At 70.1% G+C, this 19,598-nt stretch carries 17 protein-coding genes; 6 read left to right on the plus strand and 11 right to left on the minus strand.

Translation table 11 applies throughout. The features are described 5' to 3' along the window. Nucleotides 1-73: 73 nt before the first annotated feature. Nucleotides 74-820, minus strand: coding sequence for an FAD-dependent thymidylate synthase (thyX, locus tag OG897_RS20450; protein ID WP_266660357.1), 747 nt, complete (start codon nucleotides 818-820; stop codon nucleotides 74-76). A gap of 215 nt (nucleotides 821-1,035) precedes the next feature. Between thyX and OG897_RS20455 the strand changes: the two genes are divergently transcribed. Both OG897_RS20455 and OG897_RS20460 read left to right on the plus strand, forming a co-directional pair. Then, nucleotides 1,036-1,275 carry a hypothetical protein gene (locus tag OG897_RS20455; RefSeq protein ID WP_266658639.1) on the plus strand — a complete coding sequence of 80 codons (240 nt, stop codon included), beginning with the start codon at nucleotides 1,036-1,038 and terminating at the stop codon, nucleotides 1,273-1,275. A gap of 94 nt (nucleotides 1,276-1,369) precedes the next feature. Continuing rightward, entirely contained in the window at nucleotides 1,370-1,921 is a 552-nt protein-coding gene (locus OG897_RS20460; protein ID WP_266658640.1) for a hypothetical protein, read from the plus strand. 62 nt (nucleotides 1,922-1,983) lie between these two features. Here OG897_RS20460 and OG897_RS20465 read toward each other — a convergent pair whose 3' ends face one another. From OG897_RS20465 to eccD, 6 genes are all read right to left on the minus strand, one after another. Continuing rightward, nucleotides 1,984-2,439 (minus strand): hypothetical protein, encoded by a 456-nt coding sequence (locus OG897_RS20465; RefSeq protein ID WP_266658641.1) that lies wholly within the window; start codon nucleotides 2,437-2,439, stop codon nucleotides 1,984-1,986. Nucleotides 2,440-2,451: 12 nt separating this feature from the next. Next, entirely contained in the window at nucleotides 2,452-3,204 is a 753-nt protein-coding gene (dapB, locus tag OG897_RS20470; protein ID WP_266658642.1) for a 4-hydroxy-tetrahydrodipicolinate reductase, read from the minus strand. 23 nt (nucleotides 3,205-3,227) lie between these two features. Beyond that, on the minus strand, nucleotides 3,228-4,607 hold the full coding sequence (locus tag OG897_RS20475; protein WP_266658643.1) for a pitrilysin family protein: 1,380 nt from the start codon (nucleotides 4,605-4,607) through the stop codon (nucleotides 3,228-3,230). 2 nt (nucleotides 4,608-4,609) lie between these two features. Continuing rightward, on the minus strand, nucleotides 4,610-6,820 hold the full coding sequence (locus tag OG897_RS20480) for a polyribonucleotide nucleotidyltransferase (protein WP_266658644.1): 2,211 nt from the start codon (nucleotides 6,818-6,820) through the stop codon (nucleotides 4,610-4,612). A 376-nt stretch (nucleotides 6,821-7,196) separates the two neighbouring features. Beyond that, nucleotides 7,197-7,487, minus strand: coding sequence for a 30S ribosomal protein S15 (gene rpsO, locus OG897_RS20485; RefSeq protein WP_266658645.1), 291 nt, complete (start codon nucleotides 7,485-7,487; stop codon nucleotides 7,197-7,199). Nucleotides 7,488-7,677: 190 nt separating this feature from the next. Beyond that, nucleotides 7,678-9,225, minus strand: a complete 1,548-nt coding sequence (gene eccD, locus OG897_RS20490; RefSeq protein ID WP_266658646.1) for a type VII secretion integral membrane protein EccD — start codon at nucleotides 9,223-9,225, stop codon at nucleotides 7,678-7,680. A 187-nt stretch (nucleotides 9,226-9,412) separates the two neighbouring features. Between eccD and eccCa the strand changes: the two genes are divergently transcribed. From eccCa to OG897_RS20510, 4 genes are all read left to right on the plus strand, one after another. After that, entirely contained in the window at nucleotides 9,413-13,510 is a 4,098-nt protein-coding gene (eccCa, locus tag OG897_RS20495; RefSeq protein ID WP_266658647.1) for a type VII secretion protein EccCa, read from the plus strand. 104 nt (nucleotides 13,511-13,614) lie between these two features. Beyond that, entirely contained in the window at nucleotides 13,615-14,070 is a 456-nt protein-coding gene (locus OG897_RS20500; protein WP_266658648.1) for a hypothetical protein, read from the plus strand. Beyond that, complete coding sequence (locus OG897_RS20505) at nucleotides 14,067-16,334, plus strand: hypothetical protein (protein WP_266658649.1); 2,268 nt, start codon at nucleotides 14,067-14,069, stop codon at nucleotides 16,332-16,334. The genes OG897_RS20500 and OG897_RS20505 overlap by 4 nt, the downstream gene beginning before the upstream one ends. 12 nt (nucleotides 16,335-16,346) lie before the next feature. Further along, nucleotides 16,347-16,898, plus strand: coding sequence for a hypothetical protein (locus OG897_RS20510; protein ID WP_266658650.1), 552 nt, complete (start codon nucleotides 16,347-16,349; stop codon nucleotides 16,896-16,898). Nucleotides 16,899-16,961: 63 nt separating this feature from the next. Here the strand turns inward: OG897_RS20510 and OG897_RS20515 are convergent, their stop codons facing one another. Genes OG897_RS20515 through OG897_RS20530 form a run of 4 tightly spaced genes read right to left on the minus strand, consistent with a single transcriptional unit; the run spans nucleotide 16,962 to nucleotide 19,434 of the window. Next, nucleotides 16,962-17,261 (minus strand): WXG100 family type VII secretion target, encoded by a 300-nt coding sequence (locus OG897_RS20515; protein ID WP_266658651.1) that lies wholly within the window; start codon nucleotides 17,259-17,261, stop codon nucleotides 16,962-16,964. Between the two features lie 37 nt (nucleotides 17,262-17,298). After that, on the minus strand, nucleotides 17,299-17,664 hold the full coding sequence (locus OG897_RS20520; protein WP_266658652.1) for a WXG100 family type VII secretion target: 366 nt from the start codon (nucleotides 17,662-17,664) through the stop codon (nucleotides 17,299-17,301). A 13-nt stretch (nucleotides 17,665-17,677) separates the two neighbouring features. Beyond that, the gene (locus OG897_RS20525; RefSeq protein WP_266658653.1) at nucleotides 17,678-18,982 is read right to left on the minus strand and encodes a WXG100 family type VII secretion target; all 1,305 of its coding nucleotides are present in this window, start codon (nucleotides 18,980-18,982) and stop codon (nucleotides 17,678-17,680) included. Beyond that, nucleotides 18,979-19,434, minus strand: a complete 456-nt coding sequence (locus OG897_RS20530; protein WP_266658654.1) for a hypothetical protein — start codon at nucleotides 19,432-19,434, stop codon at nucleotides 18,979-18,981. Before OG897_RS20530 ends, OG897_RS20525 begins: the two co-directional genes overlap by 4 nt. Nucleotides 19,435-19,598 lie beyond the last annotated feature (164 nt).

A 19,598-nucleotide genomic window follows, 5' to 3' on the forward strand; every position in this document is an offset into this window, starting at 1 on the left:
TAGATGAACTTCTCGAAACGCCGCAATACGGACACCTCGTGCGGCCCATCCGTACATCTGTGCCTGCGGGGAGCTACGGAGCGACGCGGCCGTTCTTGTTGAAGGCGGCGTGGGTCAGCGGCATGAGCTGAGCCCAGTGGGCCTCCATCTGCTCGCCGACCATCTCGATCTCGCGCTGCGGGAAGGAGGGCACCTTGGCCAGCTCGTGCTGGGTGCGCAGGCCGAGGAAGTGCATCAGGGAGCGCGCGTTGCAGGTGGCGTACATCGAGGAGAACAGGCCCACCGGCAGGGCCGCGCGAGCGACCTCGCGGGCGACGCCGGCGGCGAGCATCTCCTGGTACGCCTCGTAGGACTGGCGGTAGGAGTCCTCCAGGACGCGGGAGGTGAGCTCCTGCTGGGCCTCGGTGCCCTCGACGAAGACGTACTTGCCGGGGCGGCCCTCCTGGACGAGCTTGCGCTCGGCGCCGGGGACGTAGAAGACCGGGTCGAGACGGCGGTAGCGGCCCGATTCCTCGTTGTACGACCAGCCGACGCGGTGCCGCATGAACTCGCGGAAGACGAAGATCGGGGCGCTGATGAAGAAGGTCATCGAGTTGTGCTCGAAGGGGCTGCCGTGGCGGTCGCGCATCAGGTAGTTGATGAGGCCCTTGGACCGCTCGGGGTCCTTGGTGAGCTCGTCCAGGGACTGCTCTCCTGCCGTCGAGACGCGGGCGGCCCACAGGACGTCCGAGTCCTGTGCGGCGTGCTTGACCAGCTCGACAGTGACTTCACTGCGGAAGCTGGGCTTCTGGTGCTCTTCGGGGGTGCTGTCCGGGGTCACGGTCACCGGCGGGTCCTTCCACTTGCGGCGCTCTGGGCGGCGTCCACTCTACGGGCCGAAAGAGGCTCCGGATGTCCGACGGAGCGTCAGGACATTCTTTGAGCAATTCGGGGAAATCGGGCACCAAGTGAGACGGTTGTTCGTCTGTCTCTGTAGAGGTGCCTGTGGAAGGCATCACAGACACATCCCGATTGATGATCTAAGGAGTGCCACCCATGTTTCGCCGGCGAGAAGCCGTCCCGTTCGCCTTCGTGGCAGAGGCCGACCGCTTCCGCAGTAACGTCGTCCCACCCACCCCCGAACGCCCCAGCGCGAGCCAGGTCCTCGGCCGCTCACTGATCGGCCTGACCGTGGTCGCCGGGCTCGTCGGGTCGCTGCTCTTCGGGCTTCCCGCGCTCGATCCGCAGAACGCACCGGGCAAGGCCCAGCAGTCCGAGGCTTCCGAAGGGCATTGATCCTTCCGGACCCCCTGAGGTGGCTCGGCAGGAGCCCGCTCGGTAGCCTCACCGGGCACAGCGAATCGAGCGTGCTTGTGAGTGAGGACCAGTCGTGCCCCTGCCTTTCCTGACGGCCGACCGCGCTTTTGAAGCAGGCGCGGACGACATTGCGCTGCCGTACGACGACCACGACCAGTGGCGGCGGCCGTACCGACCCGGGCCCTACCGGGTGGGGGCGGCCGCTTTGCTGTTGCTGCTGGCGTCGTTCGTACTGCTGTCGGCGATGATCATCGCCTTCTCCGCCGAAGTGACCGGTGCGCTGATCGTGCTCGGTTTCGGGGCGGTCGTGATCGCCTGTGCGCTGCGCATGCTGCGCCTCGGGGTGTGGGTGAGCCGAGCCGGACTGCGCCGGGTGGGGTTCTTCAGCACTGTGACGGTGCCGTGGAACCAGACCTCGAACGTACGGACCGTGCAGCAGCCGGTGCGGTGGCTCGGGCTGCCGCGCACGGTGCAGGGACAGGCGCTGGTCATGGAGCGGCAGGGCGGGGCCGCGTTGCCGCCGCTGCTCACCGACCACAGTGCGGACTTCCTGTCGCGCGTCGAGGCGTTCGACCGGGCGGCCGACACGGTCGAAGCCTGGGGTGACGAGTACCGCCAGCAGTAGGCAGCGCAGGAGGACATGAGTAAGGGGCGACCTCCCGGAGGTCGCCCCTTACTCATGGGTGCTCAGGCGGTGGGAACCGGCTTGCCGTCGTGGAGAGCGATGGCGCGCTGCATCGCCTTGCGGGCGCGCGGGGTGTCCCGGGCGTCCTGGTAGGCGATGGCCAGGCGGAACCAGCAGCGCCAGTCGTCCGGGGAGTCCTCGGTCTCCGCGCGGCGCTTGGCGAACACCTCGTCGGCGGAGTCGCGGTCGATGCGGCCCGCCGGGGTGCGGCGCAGCTCGTCGACGGGCAGGGCCCCCTCGGAGTCGAGGAGTGCGGCGAGCTTGTTGGCCTTCCGTACGAACTCGGTGTTCTTCCAGAGGAACCAGACGCCGATGAGCGGGATGATCAGCGCGGCCGTGCCGAGGCCGATGCCGAGCGGGGTGCCCAGTTGCATCATGGCGACGGCGCGGCCGCCGACCAGGACGAAGAAGACGACCAGGACGGCTGCCGTGAGGAAGTAGGTGATCTTTGCGCGCATGGCTGGGTGCCGTCAGTTCAGGTCGAGGAAGTGTTCCAGGCCGAAGGTGAGGCCGGGGGTGGTGACCACGCGGCGGGCGCCGAGCAGGATGCCCGGCATGAAGCTGCTGTGGTGGAGGGAGTCGTGGCGGATGGTGAGGGTCTCGCCCTCGCCGCCGAGAAGGACTTCCTGGTGGGCGAGGAGGCCGCGCAGGCGGACCGAGTGGACCGGGACGCCGTCGACGTCCGCGCCGCGCGCCCCGTCCAGGGCGGTCGAGGTGGCGTCCGGCATCGGGGCGCTGCCCGCCTCGGCGCGGGCGGCGGCGATCAGCTGGGCGGTGCGGGCGGCCGTGCCGGAGGGGGCGTCGGCCTTGTTGGGGTGGTGCAGTTCGATGACCTCGGCCGATTCGAACCACGGCGCGGCGATCTGCGCGAACTTCATGGTCAGGACGGCCCCGATGGAGAAGTTGGGGGCGATCAGGACGCCGGTCGAGGGGGATGCGTCGAGCCAGGATTTCAGCTGCGCGAGGCGGTCGTCGTTCCAGCCGGTGGTGCCGACGACGGCGTGCATTCCGTTGCGTACACAGAATGCGAGGTTGGCCATCACCGAGTCGGGGTGGGTCAGGTCGATGACGACCTGGGCGCCGGATTCCCTGAGGGTCTCCAGCGAGTCGTCCCGGTCGAGGGCGGCGACCAGGTCCAGGTCCTCGGCGGCCTCGACGGACCGGACCGCTTCGGAGCCGATGCGGCCCTTGGCACCGAGGACCGCCACGCGCAGCTTGCTCATTGCTTCTTCCTTACCAGGGGTGGTTACGCGACCGCTTCGTCGAGGCGGGCGGCCTGCTTGTCCTTGAGCGGGCCGATCACCGAGAGGGACGGCCGCTGTCCCAGGATGTCGCGGGCGACTTCCCTGACCTCGTCCGGGGTGACCTCGGAGATGCGGGTGAGCATGTCGGTGACCGACATGTGCTCGCCCCAGGCCAGTTCGCTCTTGCCGATGCGGTTCATCAGCGCGCCGGTGTCTTCGAGTCCGAGGACCGTGGAGCCGGAGAGCTGGCCGACCGCGCGGCGGATCTCGTCGTCGGTGAGGCCGTCGGAGGCCACCTTGTCGAGTTCGTCGCGGCAGATCTTGAGCACGTCGTGGACCTGGCTCGGGCGGCAGCCCGCGTACACGCCGAACAGGCCGCAGTCGGCGAAGCCCGAGGTGTACGAGTACACGCTGTAGGCCAGGCCGCGCTTCTCGCGGACCTCCTGGAAGAGGCGCGAGGACATGCCGCCGCCGAGGGCGGTGTTGAGCACGCCCAGCGCCCAGCGGCGCTCGTCGTTGCGGGCGAGGCCCGGCATGCCGAGGACGACGTGGGCCTGCTCGGTCTTGCGGCCCAGCAGTTCGACGCGGCCGGAGGTGCGCAGCGTACGGGAGCCGGCGCGCGGGGCGACGGGGGTCGCGTCCGGGTTGCCGAGGGCGCCCGCCTGCTCGAAGGCCCTGCGGACCTGGCGCACGACCTTGGCGTGGTCGACGTTGCCCGCGGCTGCGACCACCAGGTGGGTGGGGTCGTAGTGCTTCTTGTAGAAGCGGCGGATGCGGTCTGCCTGGAGCGCGTTGATGGTGTCGACGGTGCCCAGGACCGGGCGGCCGAGGGGGGTGTCACCGAGCATGGTGTGCGCGAACAGGTCGTGCACGCAGTCGCCCGGGTCGTCCTCGGTCATCGCGATCTCTTCGAGGATGACTCCCCGCTCGGCGTCGACGTCCTCCTGACGGATCAGCGAGCCGGTCAGCATGTCGCAGACCGTGTCGATCGCCAGGGGGAGGTCGGTGTCGAGGACGCGGGCGTAGTAGCAGGTGTACTCCTTCGCCGTGAAGGCGTTCATCTCGCCGCCGACCGCGTCGATGGCGGAGGAGATGTCGAGGGCGCTGCGCTTGGAGGTGCCCTTGAAGAGGAGGTGTTCGAGGTAGTGCGTCGCGCCGTTGAGGGAGGGGGTCTCGTCGCGGGAGCCGACGTTGACCCAGATCCCGAAGGTGGCGGAGCGGACGGAGGGGAGCGTCTCGGTGACGATGCGCAGGCCGCCGGGGAGGGTGGTCCTGCGGACCGTACCGATGCCGTTCTCGCCCTGGAGAAGCGTTTGGGTACGGGCGACGGCCCGCCCCTCCGAAGAGGTGCGGGCCGTCGTCACGGAACTACGGGACGTCACTTTTAGGCGTCGTCCTTCTGTCCGTCGTTCTCTTCACCCTCGACGACGGGGATGAGGGAGAGCTTGCCTCGGGAGTCGATCTCGGCGATCTCGACCTGCACCTTGGCGCCGACCGCGAGCACGTCCTCGACGTTCTCCACGCGCTTGCCACCGGCGAGCTTGCGGATCTGCGAGATGTGCAGCAGACCGTCCTTGCCGGGCATCAGGGAGACGAAGGCACCGAAGGTGGTGGTCTTGACGACCGTACCCAGGTAGCGCTCGCCGACCTCCGGCATGGTCGGGTTGGCGATCTGGTTGATCGTGGCGCGGGCGGCCTCGGCGGCCGGACCGTCGGCGGCACCGATGTAGATGGTGCCGTCGTCCTCGATCGTGATGTCGGCGCCGGTGTCCTCCTGGATCTGGTTGATCATCTTGCCCTTGGGGCCGATGACCTCACCGATCTTGTCCACCGGGATCTTGACGGTGATGATGCGCGGCGCGTTCGGGGACATCTCGTCCGGAACGTCGATGGCCTCGTTCATCACGTCGAGGATGTGCAGACGCGCGTCGCGGGCCTGCTTCAGCGCGGCGTCCAGGACCGACGACGGGATGCCGTCGAGCTTGGTGTCGAGCTGGAGCGCGGTGACGAAGGTCTTCGTACCGGCGACCTTGAAGTCCATGTCGCCGAACGCGTCCTCGGCGCCGAGGATGTCGGTCAGCGCGACGTAGTGCGTCTTGCCGTCGATCTCCTCGGAGATGAGGCCCATGGCGATACCGGCGACGGGGGCCTTGAGCGGCACACCGGCGTTCAGCAGCGACATGGTGGAGGCGCAGACCGAGCCCATGGACGTCGAGCCGTTGGAGCCCAGCGCCTCGGAGACCTGGCGGATCGCGTAGGGGAACTCCTCGCGCGTCGGCAGGACCGGCACGATCGCGCGCTCGGCGAGCGCGCCGTGGCCGATCTCGCGGCGCTTCGGGGAGCCGACGCGGCCCGTCTCGCCGACGGAGTACGGCGGGAAGTTGTAGTTGTGCATGTAGCGCTTGCGGGTCACCGGGGAGAGGGTGTCCAGCATCTGCTCCATGCGCAGCATGTTGAGGGTGGTGACGCCCAGGATCTGGGTCTCGCCACGCTCGAACAGGGCGGAGCCGTGCACGCGCGGGATGGCCTCGACCTCGGCGGCGAGGGTACGGATGTCCGTGAGCCCCCGGCCGTCGATGCGGACCTTGTCCTTGATGATGCGCTCGCGGACCAGCTTCTTGGTCAGCGCGCGGTACGCACCGGAGATCTCCTTCTCGCGGCCCTCGAAGGCCGGGAGGAGCTTCTCGGCGGCGATCTCCTTGATGCGGTCGAGCTCGAGCTCGCGCTCCTGCTTGCCCGCGATGGTGAGCGCCTGGGCCAGCTCCGACTTGACGGCCTTGGTGAGGGCCTCCAGGACGTCGTCCTGGTAGTCGAGGAAGACCGGGAACTCGCCGGTGGGCTTGGCAGCCTTGGAGGCGAGGTCCGACTGGGCCTTGCAGAGACCCTTGATGAAGGGCTTCGCAGCCTCAAGACCGGCGGCGACGACCTCTTCGGTCGGGGCCTCGGCGCCGTCCTTGACGAGCTGGATGGTCTTCTCGGTGGCCTCGGCCTCGACCATCATGATCGCGACGTCGCCGTCCTCCAGGACGCGACCGGCGACGACCATGTCGAAGACGGCGTCCTCAAGCTCGGTGTGCGTCGGGAACGCGACCCACTGGCCCTTGATCAGGGCGACGCGGGTGGCGCCGATCGGGCCGGAGAAGGGCAGGCCCGCCAGGATCGTGGAGCAGGACGCGGCGTTGATGGCCACCACGTCGTACAGGTGGTCGGGGTTGAGCGCCATGATCGTCTCGACGATCTGGATCTCGTTGCGCAGGCCCTTCTTGAAGGAGGGGCGCAGCGGCCGGTCGATCAGGCGGCAGGTGAGGATCGCGTCCTCGGAGGGCCGGCCCTCACGACGGAAGAAGCTGCCGGGGATCTTGCCGGCGGCGTACATGCGCTCTTCGACGTCCACCGTGAGGGGGAAGAAGTCGAGCTGGTCCTTGGGGCGCTTCGAGGCGGTCGTGGCCGACATCACCATGGTGTCGTCGTCCAGGTACGCGACGGCGGAGCCGGCGGCCTGCTTGGCCAGGCGGCCCGTCTCGAAGCGGATGGTGCGGGTGCCGAAGGTGCCGTTGTCAATGACGGCCTCGGCGTAGTGGGTCTCGTTCTCCACTAGCGTTTTCTCCGATACTTAGCGTCTTTCGTCTCCTGCGCCCGTGTGGCGAGGGACGGTGGCGGAGAAGCGCGCGCTCCGTCGTGGTGCGGGCCGGTCTTCGATCGAAGCACCCGGGGTCGTGTTTCTCCGGGGGCCACTACCGAGGACCGGCGGGCTGGACGCGTCGCGCTTCTCGCTCTTCTTTGTGTTCGTACGTGTTTCGTACGTGTTTCGTACGCATTCGTACGGTTCCGTACGTCGTGCACGTCGTGCGGTGTGACGGTCTTGCACGTACCAGACTAAGTGGGGTCGGGTACGTCGTGCACGTACAAGCTCTGTACGTACGGCAAAGGGAGCGGCTCCCAGTGGCGGGAACCGCTCCCTTCGTGGCGTCCTACTTGGCGCCGCCGGCCGCACCACGGCGGATGCCGAGACGGTCGACCAGCGCACGGAAGCGCTGGATGTCCTTCTTGGCGAGGTACTGGAGCAGGCGACGACGCTGGCCGACCAGGATCAGCAGACCCCGGCGGGAGTGGTGGTCGTGCTTGTGCGTCTTCAGGTGCTCGGTCAGGTCCGAGATGCGACGGGAGAGCATGGCGACCTGGACCTCGGGGGATCCCGTGTCGCCCTCCTTCTGGCCGAACTCGGTCATGATCTGCTTCTTGACAGCTGCGTCGAGCGGCATGCGTGCTCCTCGTGTGTATGTGATTGCCACCGAGTGCCCCTGGTCTCGATCTCAGGGGAGCTTCCGTTACTCGGGAGGCGGGGATCCGTTGGGCGCAGTCCGCGGGGCTCCGGGGAGACTCCGACGGGCGCGTACACAAACGGCCGTAGGCCAGAGTACCAGGCGGTTTGTGCGGGCCTCGCCAGGATTCCTACGGGCCCAGGCTGCGCAGGGCGTGGTACGCGTCGAAGACCGCCAGGCAGAGCGGTACGAGGGTGAGCAGGACGCAGCCCTCCGCCAGCTCCAGGAAGCGGCCCCAGAACGGGCTGACCCCCTTGGCGGGAACGATCAGGGCGATCGCGGTGAGGACGGCAGCCGTGGCGGCGATGCCCGTGCCGATGACGATCGTACGGAGATCGAGTGCGGCGGCGCCCGTGTGCGGCGGGTCCAGTACGAGGCCGAGGCCCAGCAGGAGCAGTGCGGCGAGGCCCGCGCCGAGGGTGCAGGCGGCCTGGGCGGTGTGGCGGAAGAGGTGGGCACGCATCAGGAGGGCGATGCCGAGGGCCAGGGCGAGGAGCTGGGCGCGCAGGCCGCCGGCGAAGCCGAGGACGGCGGCGCAGGTCACGGCGGTGAGGGCGCAGCCGCCGATGAGGCCGGTGAGGAGTTCGTGGGCGCGGTGGGTGCGGGTGGCGATGGTGGTGGGGTCGTCGAGGGGATGCGCGGGGTCTGCCTCCTGGGGGCCGGTGGCGGGCCGGGGCGGGGCGAAGCCGACGGGGAGGCGGGCGGAGCGGGCGGCGAGGCCGGGGAGGCAGGCGAGGGCGCCGACCAGGAGCGGGACGCCGAGGGCGGCGGTCCTGGCGGGGGTGAGGTCGGCGAGGGTGCCGGTGAAGGTGAGCAGCAGGCCGGTGGCGGCGGCGGTCGCGGTGGCGAGGAAGGGGGTGCTGGTGGGGGGTGCTGCGGGTGTTCCCGTGGAGGTGGGGCTGTCGTGGGGCGGCGTCGGTGGGGTGGCCAGGGTCAGGAGTACGGAGGCGAGGAGGACGGCGGCGCAGGCCAGGAGGGCGTGGAGGCGGCCGGGGCCGTGGCCGGGAGTGGGCGGCACGAGGGCGGTGGCGGCGACCGCGGCGTGGGCGAGGGCGGGCGTGCCGAGGGCGATGGCCGCGCCCTGGTCTCCGTACACCCGTGTGCGTACGGCGGCGAGGGCGAGGAGGAGGACGGCGGTGACCGTGGCGAGGATGCCGGGGAGGCCGTGGGTGCGGTGGGTGGGGGTCGCGTTCCAGAAGGCGAGAGCGAGGAGGGTGAGCAGGGAGGAGGAGGCGAACAGCCCTGCGGTGCGGGTGAGTTGGTCGCTCCAGAGGGTGCGGTCGCGGGTGACGGCGGAGGCGACCGCGTCGCAGACGTCGTCGAAGACGGGTGGGGCGAGGGACTCGGCGAAGGGGCGCAGGGCGAGGATCTCGCCGTCGAGGACGCGGTGGGCGGCGAGGGTGCGGGAGCTGTCGAGGCGGGTGCCGTCGAGGCGCACGAGGTGGTGGCCGACGGGTGCGTACGGGGTCGGGCGCGGGGCGGAGAGGCGGTGGATCTCGGGGAGGAGGTCGGCGAGGGGGAGGTCGGCGGGGAGGGCGAGGTCGATGCGGGTGTGGGGGGTGGTGAGGGTGAGGCGGCAGAAGGGGGTGGGGGGTGGGTTCTGGGCTTGCCCTGGCGAGGGCGGCGCGTGGGGAGGGGTGGTGGTGGGTGTGGGTGTGGTTGTGGTTGTGGGGGGCAACGGGAGGGTCTCCTTCGGGGGATGGCGGGTCGGGGGCTCGGGGCCGCGTTGGTCCAACGGAGGAGGGGGCGGGGAGGGTGTGGGGTGAGGAGGTCGGCGGGTGCTGGGGGTGGGTGGGGCACTAGGATCCGCGGGCGGTCAGGGGGGTTTGGGGTGACACGTCTGTTCGGTGAGGGGATGGGGGATCGTGGGACAGATCGTTGTGAAGCGTCCGGTACGGGTTTCGCCGGGCGGGGCGCGAGCCGATGAGCAGGTCGTGCCGTTGCAGGCGCCTCCCGAGTTGCCGCGTGGGCAGCAGGAGGGGGTGCTGATGCAGCTCCTGCCGATGATCGGGATGGGTGGGTCGGTGGTCTTCCTGTTCGTTGGCGGGCGGCCGATCATGCAGGTCATGGGTGGGCTGATGCTCGTGTCGGCCGTTGCCATGACCGTGGCGATGGTGGTGCGGCACCGGCGGGGGAACCAGGGGCAGTTGGCGGATCTGCGGCGGGACTACCTGAAGCATCTGGCGCAGGTGCGGCGGTCCGTGCGGAAGGTCGCGCGGGTTCAGCGGGATGTGCAGCTGTTCGTGCATCCGGCGCCGGAGCAGTTGTGGGCGCTCGTGGCGGAGGGCAGCCGGGTGTGGGAGAGGAGAGCGGGAGACCCTGATTTCGCGCAGGTGAGGGTGGGGTTGGGGAGTCAGGAGTTGGCGACCCCGCTGGTGGCTCCGGAGACCGCGCCGGTGGACGAGCTGGAGCCGTTGACGGCGGGGGCGTTGCGGCGGTTCCTGGCGGTGCACAGCACCGTGGACGAGTTGCCGATGGCGGTGTCGTTGCGGGCCTTCTATCACGTGACGGTGAGTGGGGAGGAGGCGTGCGTACGGGGGGAGGCGCGGGCTGTGGTGGGGGCGTTGGCCGCCCTGCACTCCCCCGCGGACCTGGTGGTGGCCGTCGCGGTGGGTGAGCGGGCCGGGGGTGAGTGGGAGTGGGTGAAGTGGCTGCCGCACGCGCAGGCGCGTGATGCGGGGGTGGCGGAGGACGGGGCGGGGTGCCGACGGCTGGTCGCCGGTGGGGTGGAGGAGTTGGAGCGGTTGTTGGGTGGGGTGCTGGAGGGGCGGCCCCGGTTCCGGGCGGACGGGGTGCCGTTGGTGGACCGGCCGCATGTGGTGGTCGTACTGGACGGGGTGACGGTTCCGGCGGGGTGTGCGCTGGCGGCTGCGGAGGGGCTTCAGGGCGTGACCGTGGTGGAGGTCGTGCCGGGTGAGCTGGGGGACGGGGATGCGCGGGGGGCGTTGTCCGTGGTGGTGGGGGGTGGGGTGCTGCGGTTGGAGTCGGGGTCGGGGCGGGCGGGTGACGCGGTCGCCTATGAGGGCGTGCCGGACCGGCTCGGGGTGGCGGCGGCGGAGGCCCTGGCCAGGCAGTTGGCGCCGTTGCGGATGCCGGTGGGGGTGGAGGCGGGTGAGCCGTTGCTGGCGGAGCTGGAGTTCGCGGATCTGCTGGAGCTGGGGGACGCCGGGGAGGTGGCGGTGGGCAGGACCTGGCGGGCGCGGCCGTCGGCGGACCGGTTGCGGGTGCCGATCGGGGTGGGCGAGGACGGGACTCCCGTACTCCTGGATCTGAAGGAGGCGGCGCAGGAGGGGATGGGGCCGCACGGGCTGTGCGTGGGGGCGACCGGGTCGGGGAAGTCGGAGCTGCTGCGGACGCTGGTGCTGGGGCTCGCGGTCACGCATTCGTCCGAGACGCTCAATTTCGTACTGGCGGACTTCAAGGGTGGGGCGACGTTCGCGGGGATGGCGCGGTTGCCGCACGTGGCGGCGGTCATCACGAATCTGGCGGACGACCTGTCGCTGGTGGACCGGATGGGGGATTCGATCCGGGGGGAGCTGAACCGGCGGCAGGAGTTGCTGCGGGACGCCGGGAACTTCGCGAACGTGCACGACTACGAGCGGGCGCGGGCGGCGGGGGCGCGGGCGGGCGGGGTGCCGCTCGTGCCGATTCCTTCGCTGGTGCTGGTGATCGACGAGTTCAGTGAGCTGTTGACGGCGATGCCGGACTTCATCGAGATGTTCGTCCAGATCGGGCGGATCGGGCGGTCGCTCGGGGTGCATCTGCTGTTGGCTTCGCAGCGGTTGGAGGAGGGGCGGCTGCGGGGGCTGGAGACGTATCTGTCGTACCGGGTGGGGCTGCGGACGTTCTCGGCGGCGGAGTCGCGGGCGGCGCTGGGGGTGCCGGACGCGTACCAGCTGCCGAACGTGCCGGGGTCGGGGTATCTGAAGCACGGCACGGACGAGCTGGTGCGGTTCAAGGCGGCGTACGTGTCGGGGGCGTACCGGAGTGCGGTGGGGGTGGGCGCCGCGAGTGCGGTCGGGGTGCGCGGGGCGAGGCGGGGGCCGGTGCGGTTCACGGCGGGTTGGGTGGGGGCGGGGGTGTCTCTGGGGGCTGACGGGGTTCCGGGGGCGGGTGAGGTGTATGGAGTTGTTCCCTCGCCTGCGCGGTCTCCCGAGGGCCATGGGCACCGTGAAGGGGAAGAAGGGGCAGCGGGGGACAAGGGGGACGCGGAGGGTGAGGCGCTGAGCGAGTCCGTGCTCGATGTGGTCGTGCGGCGGTTGGAGGGGCAGGGGCCCGAGGCGCATCGGGTGTGGTTGCCGCCGTTGGACTGTCCGCCCGCGCTGGACGCGTTGGGGGTGCAGGGGGCGGGGGCGCTGAGGGTCCCGCTGGGGTTCGTCGACAAGCCGTACGAGCAGCGGCGGGACGTGCTGATGAGGGACTTCTCCGGGGCGGCCGGGCACATGCAGATCGTGGGCGGGCCGCAGTCCGGGAAGTCGACGCTGCTGAGGACGCTCGTCGCGTCGTTCGCGTGGACGCACTCGCCTCGGGAGGTGCAGTTCTACGGGCTGGACTTCGGTGGGGGCGGGCTCGCGGCGGTGGCCGGGCTGCCGCACGTCGGGGGTGTCGCGTCGCGGCTCGATCCCGAGCGGGTGCGGCGGACCGTCGCCGAGGTGCACGGGGTGCTGGCGGCGCGGGAGGAGTACTTCAGGGCGGCGGGGATCGACTCCGTGGCGACGTACCGGGCGATGCGGGCGCGCGGCGGGAGGGAAGGGGGTACCTCCTGCTCGAACGAAGTGGAGAGCCTGGGGGAAGCCGAGCAGCCGTGGGGCGATGTCTTCCTGGTGGTGGACGGGTGGGGGAACTTCCGTACGGAGTACGAGGCGTTGGAGGGGGTGGTGGTCGACATCGCGGCGCGGGGGCTCGGGTACGGGGTGCACGTGGTCGTGACCGCTTCGCGTTCGATGGAGGTACGGGCGCAGCTCAAGGACCTCCTGATGAACCGGCTGGAGCTGCGGCTGGGCGACGTCATGGACTCGGAGATCGATCGGCGGGTGGCGGCGCAGGTTCCGGCGGGGGTGCCGGGGCGGGGGCTGACGCCGGAGAAGCTGCACTTCATGGGGGCGGTGCCGCGCTGCGACGGGGGCGGGTCGGGCGAAGGGCTCGCGGAGGCGACGGCGGAGCTGGTGCGGGAGGCCGGGAAGAGATGGGCGGGGGTGGCCGGGGCTCCTCCCGTACGGCTGTTGCCGAGGGAGTTGGCGGCGCGGGAGCTGCCCGGGGGCGGTGCGCGGCCGGGGGACGGGGTGGCCTTCGGGGTCGACGAGGACCGGTTGGAGCCCGTGTTCGCGGACTTCGAGCGGGACCCGTTCTTCCTGGTCTTCGGGGAGAGCGAGTCGGGGAAGACGAATCTGCTGCGGTTGCTGATCGGGCAGTTGAGCGAGCGGTACGGGGGTGAGGAGTGCAAGTTCTTCGTGATCGACAACCGGCGGGGGCTGCTCGATGCCACTCCCCCGTCGCATCTCGCGGAGTACGTACCGATGTCGCACTCCATGGACCACCACGTGGAGGCGTTGGCCGAGCTGATGCGGCGGCGCGCTCCTTCGGCGGACGTGACGGCGCGGGAGCTGAGGGAGCGGAGCTGGTGGGAGGGGCCGACGGTGTTCGTGGTGGTGGACGACTACGACCTCGTGTCGACGTCGAGCGGGAATCCCCTCTCCCCGCTGGTGGAGCTGTTGCCGTTCGCGCGGGACGTGGGCGTGCGGTTCGTGCTGGCGCGGAACACGGCGGGGGCGAGCAGGGCGGCGTACGAGCCCTTCGTGCAACGGATGGTGGAGCTGGGGGCGCAGGGGGTGGTGCTGTCCGGTGATCCGAACGAGGGGGATGTGTTCGGGGGTGTGCGGCCGAGGGTGCTGCCGGTGGGGCGGGGCGTGGCGGTGTCTCGGAGGAGGGGGGTCTCGTTGGTGCAGACGGGGTGGGTGGGGTGAGGGCCTCGGACTGCGGGCTTTGGGCTTCGGGTTTCGGGCTCCGGGTTTCGGCTCCGGGTTTCGTCCACCGCCTGCTACGAGTCGACGGAGAGGGGTGCCCGCGAATGGCGTGGGACGAGTGGGAGCGGATCAAGGGTGAGGTCGCGGGCACCGGGGGCTCCGGAGGGATGCGGCTGAACTCGGCGCCGGGCGGGGGCGGAGGCGGGGGCGGGGACGGGGACCTGAGGGTTAGTCAGCAGGAGCTGGCGGCGATCGGGGGCCATGCGTTCCAGCTGTTCCAGCGGCTCGGCAAGGAGGGGCGCGGACCGGTGGCCGCGACCCTCGCGGCGGCACGGGACCTGAGTGGGCAGGAGTTCGCGCTCGGGGGTGCCTTGCAGCGGGTGCAGGAACGGTGGGGGCAACAGGTGCGGTCCCTGGTGGACGCGTGCGGGCACATCTCGAACGGCCTCGATGCGGCGCAGAAGATCCACAGGAGCGACGAACATTTCGTGGCGCGGACCGTCAGCTCCATCGCGCAGCTCACCACCGCCTTCGACGAGGAAGCCGAGCGGCGCCGATGAAGCTGGAAGCGTTGCGGCACGGGAATTTCGCCGCGCTTGACGATGCCGTACGCGAGTGGGCGCAGGTGGTCCGGCGGTTGAAGGTGCTGGAGCAGGAGGCCCGGGAGGGGCTGAAGGGGCGGGCGGAGCGGGCGCGGTGGGCCGGGGTCGCGGCGGGGGTCACGCGGGAGTTCGTACGGAAGACCGCCGGGGAGTTCGGGGATGCGCGGACGCAGGCGACGAGCATTCACAACGTCCTGCGGGACACCCGGGACGAGTTGGTCAGGCACCGGGAGGAGCTGAAGCGGGCGATCGAGCGGGGGGCGGCGAAGCGGCTGGGTGTGGTGGGGACGGCCGGGGGCGGTTTCAAGGTGCTCGCGAACGCTCCGTGTACGCCGGGTGAGACCGGGGCGGAGAAGGCCGCGCGGGAGAAGGCCGCTGAGAGGGAGAGTGCGGCGCTGCGGGACGAGTTGCAGCGGATCCTGAATGCGGCGACGGAGAGCGACACGTCGGCGGACAGGGTGCTGAGGGCGCTGGTGGCGCAGGCGGAGCGGGGGTTCGTGGCGGGGGTGGCGTACGGGGATCGAGACGGGGCGGCGGCGGCCCTGCGGGAGGCGGATGTGATGGCGGCGATCCTGCGGAAGGGGCGGGGGGCGGGGCCGGAGGAGTTGGAGTCCTTGAAGGCTGGGCTGAAGAAGTACGCGTCGGACCCGCTCTTCGCGGAGCGGTTCGCGGTGGGGGTGGGGGCGCGGGGTTCGCTGGACTTCTGGGCCGGGCAGGCCCGCTTCGAGGACGACCACGAGTTGCAGAAGTACCTGGGGCTGACGTTGGCGGAGGCGACCCGGTCCGACAGTCCGCAGATGCGGCAGTGGGAGCGGGACATGATCGGTCTGGGGGACGAGGCGATCGGGGCGGGGCGCCGGGAGGCCATGGGGTTCCAGGTCATGAGCAACCTGATGCGGTGGGGGCAGTACGACAACGAGTTCCTGAAGGGGTACGGGGCGGAGCTCATCCGGGTGGAGAAGGAACTCGGCGAGAACGGGCGGGAGTCGGCGGAGGACATCTGGGACGACTCCCTGCCACTGAACCGGAGCGGGACGGATGCGGGGCACGATCCGATGACGGGGTTCATGCAGGCGCTGTCGAAGAGTCCGGAGGCGGCGACGGAATTCTTCAACGGGTCGTTCGTGACGGCGGATGAGGATCACGAATTCTGGGTCGATGAGGAGGATGAGGATAAGGGGAGGGAGGCGCTGAGCAATTTTCAGTACCTTTTCGAGGAGCGGGACTGGCCGGTGACGCACCATTCGGACGGGACGGAGAGTTTCGCGGGGCCGGACTTCATGGCGTGTGCGGTGGAGGCGGCGGCGACGGGGAGGGTGGCGGGAGAGGGGGGCGATCGGGTGATCGCGCACACACCGGGTCAGGCTCGGATCATGGAGTCACTGGTGACGTCGATCTCCGAGGACGGGAATCGATTGACGGATCGGGAATACATGGCGGACAGCATTGGCAGGGTCGCTGTCGACTATCTTCCGGACATCAGCCGAGCCTTGTCTGACGATACGTACGGCAGCACGAACGTGTTGTACCCCGTGAGCGGCACAGCAGCCGAGTTGAGTCACCTCGACACGACGCGCTTCCTTTTCAATCTGGGCCAGACACCTGAGGGCAATGCCCAGCTGCATTACGGTCACAAGGTCTACATGGGCAGCCTGATGGACTACCACCTGAAACCGAGTACACCAGAGGATTTGCGCTATCCCTACCCACCGGAAAGGACCATCACTGATATTTCCCACCGAGCCGGGGAGATCAGCGGCACCTTGTCCTACGGACGCCAGGAGGCGCTCTTGGGAACTGCCCGAGCGACAGACAAAGAGTTCAGTGATGCGCTGAGCAACAATAAGGCGGCAATTTCTGGTGCGGTGGGAATCGTCACCGGAGCAGGAGCCACCTTCATCGCGTCCCCACTTGGCGGGGCGGTCGCAGGCGGCGGGGCCGCGGCGCTCACCGGGATGGTGATCGAGTATGTAGGGCAGCAGATCGAGTCGGAGGATTTGAAATCCGCGGGCAGGAATTCCGGAGCGATTTGGGAGAACGATTTCGACTCTGCGAATAAGGTGGCGCAAAAAGCCGCAGTGCTGGCTACGGAGACTCACATCAGCAACCCTCAAGGGAAGCCCGCCGATTGGGCCCTCAACGGTTTCCAGAGTGGCTACAAGAGTGCAGAGAGCGACACTTCAAGAATGGCCGACGACCTCACCACCGAGATCTCATCCTAAAAGGGCTTCCCTATGTACCAGCTCCAGCGGCTTCCGCGAGTTCGCCCGGCGGTCGCCATCGTTTCGTTGGTCTTCGCGCTGTCCGCCTGTTCCGGGGAAGGGGCGAAGAGGGAGTACGCCACACCCGACCGCCTGTGCGGCACCGCTCTCCGCACCTCGCTGCTCGACCCCTTCCTGCCGGGAGGCAAGCAAATCGACGTACGCCTGGCGGACACGGGGGTCATCGGCATGCGCCGTTGCAACGTCACCGTCGACGGCGAGAAGACCATGGCACTGTCGACCGTGTGGTCCAGTCCCGGAACTGCCGTCTCCCAGATCTCCGCAAGTTGGCCACGCATCGATGTGAGCGAACACGTGGCCAAGGACGGATCGCACTCCTACTCGGAAGAGGGTGGCGTCAGCAAGGTCTCCTGCCCCAGGCCGGACAAGACTTGGCGGGACGCACCGGGCCAACTCTTCGTCGTCGTATACGCGCTGAACACCACGCCTGAGAACGAGCAGAAGATGAGGGAACTGGTGACCGGCTACGCCCGAGCCGTCGGCGTGGCGGACGAGTGCAACTGACATCTCCCAACCGCAATGTGGCCCCCGGCATCCTGCGCAGGGGGCCACACGTGGGTCCGCGAACTACATAAAGCCCTGCGCAGCCCTCCTGTCCCCCTCCCGGTAAGCCGGGGCCGCCTCCTGGACCGCGCGGGAGATCTGGAGCAGGGAGGTGTGGATGGCCTTGGCTTCGCGGTCCCATTGGGATTGGGCCATGTTGTACGCCTCGCGGGCGTCGCCCGACCAGAGTTCCGAGACCGAGGCGATCTTGGTCTTGATCGCTTCGAGGCTCTCGTCGAGGTGGGCGGCCTGGGCCTTGATCGTGCGGGCCGCCTCGTCCAGGGCCGCGTACGTGACCAGCATCGTGCCGTCGTTGGGGGGCATGAAGGTGCGTGCTCCTTGGGTGGTGGTGGGTTATGGGTCAGTAGCGGGAGAAGGAGGAGGTGGGGGTGGAGGGCGGGGCTGCGGGGCCGTCCGCGTAGCCCGGGGTGACGTCGATTCCGCGCATGGCGGCCAGGACGTCGTCCTCCGTGTCGCCCGAGATCGTGCGGGCCGCCGCGATCGCCTCCTGGAACTTCAGCAGGAGCTTCCCGATGCGGACCATGTTCTGGTTGATCTGCGCCTGCTTCGCGTTGAACGCACCCGCCCCGATGCCCTTCCACTGGCCTTCCAGGGCGTCGATCGTGGCGTGCAGTTTGTGGAGCTGGCCCTTCACGCTCTCGAAGTTCCGGCTGAGTTCCGTCTGGAGTTGCGCCAGCGCGACTCCGTTGACCTTCTGGACTGCCATGGGTGGGTCCTCCTCAGTGGGGGTGCGTGGTTGGGGGGCCGGTGATGACTGCGGGGTTGGCGGCCGGGCCCGCCGAGGTCCAGGTCTCGCTGTCCTCCGTGGCGCGGTTCGGGGGTGGGGCCGGGCGGCGTCCGGTCCTGGGGTTGGTGGGCTGCGTGCGGACCAGGCCCGCGCCGCCCTGGGTGAAGGCGGGGCGGGTGGTGGGTGACGCTGCCCAGGTGGGGGTGCCGCCCATCACGCCCGGGATGCCCGTGAGGGGCCGGGGAGCGGACGTGGGTGCGCCGGGCCGCCCGGTGGTGGACGGCGTCGTGGTTGCCGCGCCGTACGCGGTGGACGGTGCGGGGGTGGTCGTGCGGTTGCCGGTGCCCGGGGCGCCCGTCGAAGCCCCGCCCCGTGCGGTCGAGGCCAGCGGGAGTCCGCCCGAGATCGCCCCGAGCTGAGTGGGGGGCGGGCCCAGTGGCGGGGCCGTGGAAGGAGCCGGGCCCTGGGGCTGCGGGGGTGAGGGGTGGGGTGCCGTCGGCGGATGGGCTCCGGGGGCCAGGCTGTTCAGTTCCATGGTCGTCGCCGTCGGGCGGGTGGTGGGTACGTCCGTCGTGTGCGGCGCACCCGGCAGGCCGGGCGGCGTGGGTGCCCACTGCGGGCGCGGGGCGGCCGGGTGAGTGTGGCTCCGGGTGGGTTCGTCGATTCCCGTGGGGGCGGGCGGGGCGTGGGCTCCTGCCGTACTGGGGGCGTGCCCAGCGGATCCGCCCGTGCCACCCGCGTCTCCCGGGCTGCCCATGCCTCCCGTGCCTCCCATGCCGCCCGCCGCCGCCGTCGGCCTCGGTACGTCCGCCCTCAGGTCCGAGTCGAAGCGGGGTGGTTCCGCCGCCGCCAGGTTCGCGCCCGCCACCGCGTAGTGGGAGGCCAGCCTGTTAAGTTGGGTGAGTGCCTCCTGACGGTTCAGGTCGGCCGGTGAGCCGGGCAGGGCGAGCGGTTCCGTTTCCGGTGTCGTACTGCGTGGGGGCATGGAGTTGCGTACGGAGGCCAGGCCCGTCGCCGCCTGCTCCAGTTGGTCGGCGACGACCCGTGCGTACGTGCCCAGGTCGTCCGCGTGGTTCGCCAGGCGGGTGCCGAAGCGGCGGAATTCCGTGCCCGCTTCGCCCTTCCACTCCACCGCTGCCAGGCGTTGGCGCAGCTCGTGGGCCGCCTCCGTGAAGGACTCCCGCACGTCCGCGAGGGCGTATGCCGCACCTGCGACGGCCCGTGGGTTTCCTGCCTCGACGAGGTCGATCATCGTGTTCAGGCGGTGGGTCTCGAAGCTGCCGCTGCCAGCGGTCATGCGTCGGCCCGCCGTTCCGGACCCGGCCCCGGGACCGGACCCGGCCCCGCTTCCGCTTCCGCTTCCGCTTCCGCTTCCGTACGGGAGCGGATGGACCAGAAGCGGTGGCGTTGGGCTTCCTCCAGGTTGTCGAAGCCGACCTCGGCTCCGTGCACCGCGATCGAGAGGGACTCGATCTGCTCGGTGAGGGAGCGGGAGAGCGTCACCAGGCCCCTGTGCACCCGGCGGTAGTGCGCGTACAGGTCGTCGGCTTCGGGGAAGGCGGTGCCCGGCGCGCCCAGGTCGGCGCGGGCGAGGCGGGGGGTCGCCAGTTTCCCCGGGCCTGCGGGGCCGTCCTCGAAGGCGGCGAGCATCGCGTGCACGCGGGTGCGGAAGCGGCGCAGGGCGTCCGCGCCCCGGGCGAGGTCGCCGCCCGGGGCGGTGGGGGCGGGGGTGCGGTCTCCGTCGCGCACAGGGCTCCTTTCGTCGTGCGGGGGTCTCCATGAGGTGGGCTCCGTGGAGCTCCGTGGAGTGGGCCGTGCGGTGTGCTGCTGATCGGTTGAGCGTGCCATCGGACCGGGTCGCGGGATGCGTTCAAGTCGCTGGTCAGGGGCGGTGGTTGGGGCGTGCTGCCGTA

It is taken from the genome of Streptomyces sp. NBC_00237 (assembly GCF_026342435.1).
In the GTDB taxonomy this organism is placed as follows: domain Bacteria; phylum Actinomycetota; class Actinomycetes; order Streptomycetales; family Streptomycetaceae; genus Streptomyces.

Coding starts and splice junctions, on each gene's coding strand:
- dapB (WP_266658642.1), bottom strand. CDS start 3,204: ATGAGCAAGCTGCGCGTGGCGGTCCTCGGTGCCAAGGGCCGCATCGGC.
- OG897_RS20505 (WP_266658649.1), top strand. CDS start 14,067: ATGAAGCTGGAAGCGTTGCGGCACGGGAATTTCGCCGCGCTTGACGAT.
- OG897_RS20515 (WP_266658651.1), bottom strand. CDS start 17,261: ATGCCCCCCAACGACGGCACGATGCTGGTCACGTACGCGGCCCTGGAC.
- rpsO (WP_266658645.1), bottom strand. CDS start 7,487: ATGCCGCTCGACGCAGCTGTCAAGAAGCAGATCATGACCGAGTTCGGC.
- OG897_RS20500 (WP_266658648.1), top strand. CDS start 13,615: ATGGCGTGGGACGAGTGGGAGCGGATCAAGGGTGAGGTCGCGGGCACC.
- OG897_RS20465 (WP_266658641.1), bottom strand. CDS start 2,439: ATGCGCGCAAAGATCACCTACTTCCTCACGGCAGCCGTCCTGGTCGTC.
- OG897_RS20525 (WP_266658653.1), bottom strand. CDS start 18,982: ATGACCGCTGGCAGCGGCAGCTTCGAGACCCACCGCCTGAACACGATG.
- OG897_RS20520 (WP_266658652.1), bottom strand. CDS start 17,664: ATGGCAGTCCAGAAGGTCAACGGAGTCGCGCTGGCGCAACTCCAGACG.
- OG897_RS20510 (WP_266658650.1), top strand. CDS start 16,347: ATGTACCAGCTCCAGCGGCTTCCGCGAGTTCGCCCGGCGGTCGCCATC.
- OG897_RS20455 (WP_266658639.1), top strand. CDS start 1,036: ATGTTTCGCCGGCGAGAAGCCGTCCCGTTCGCCTTCGTGGCAGAGGCC.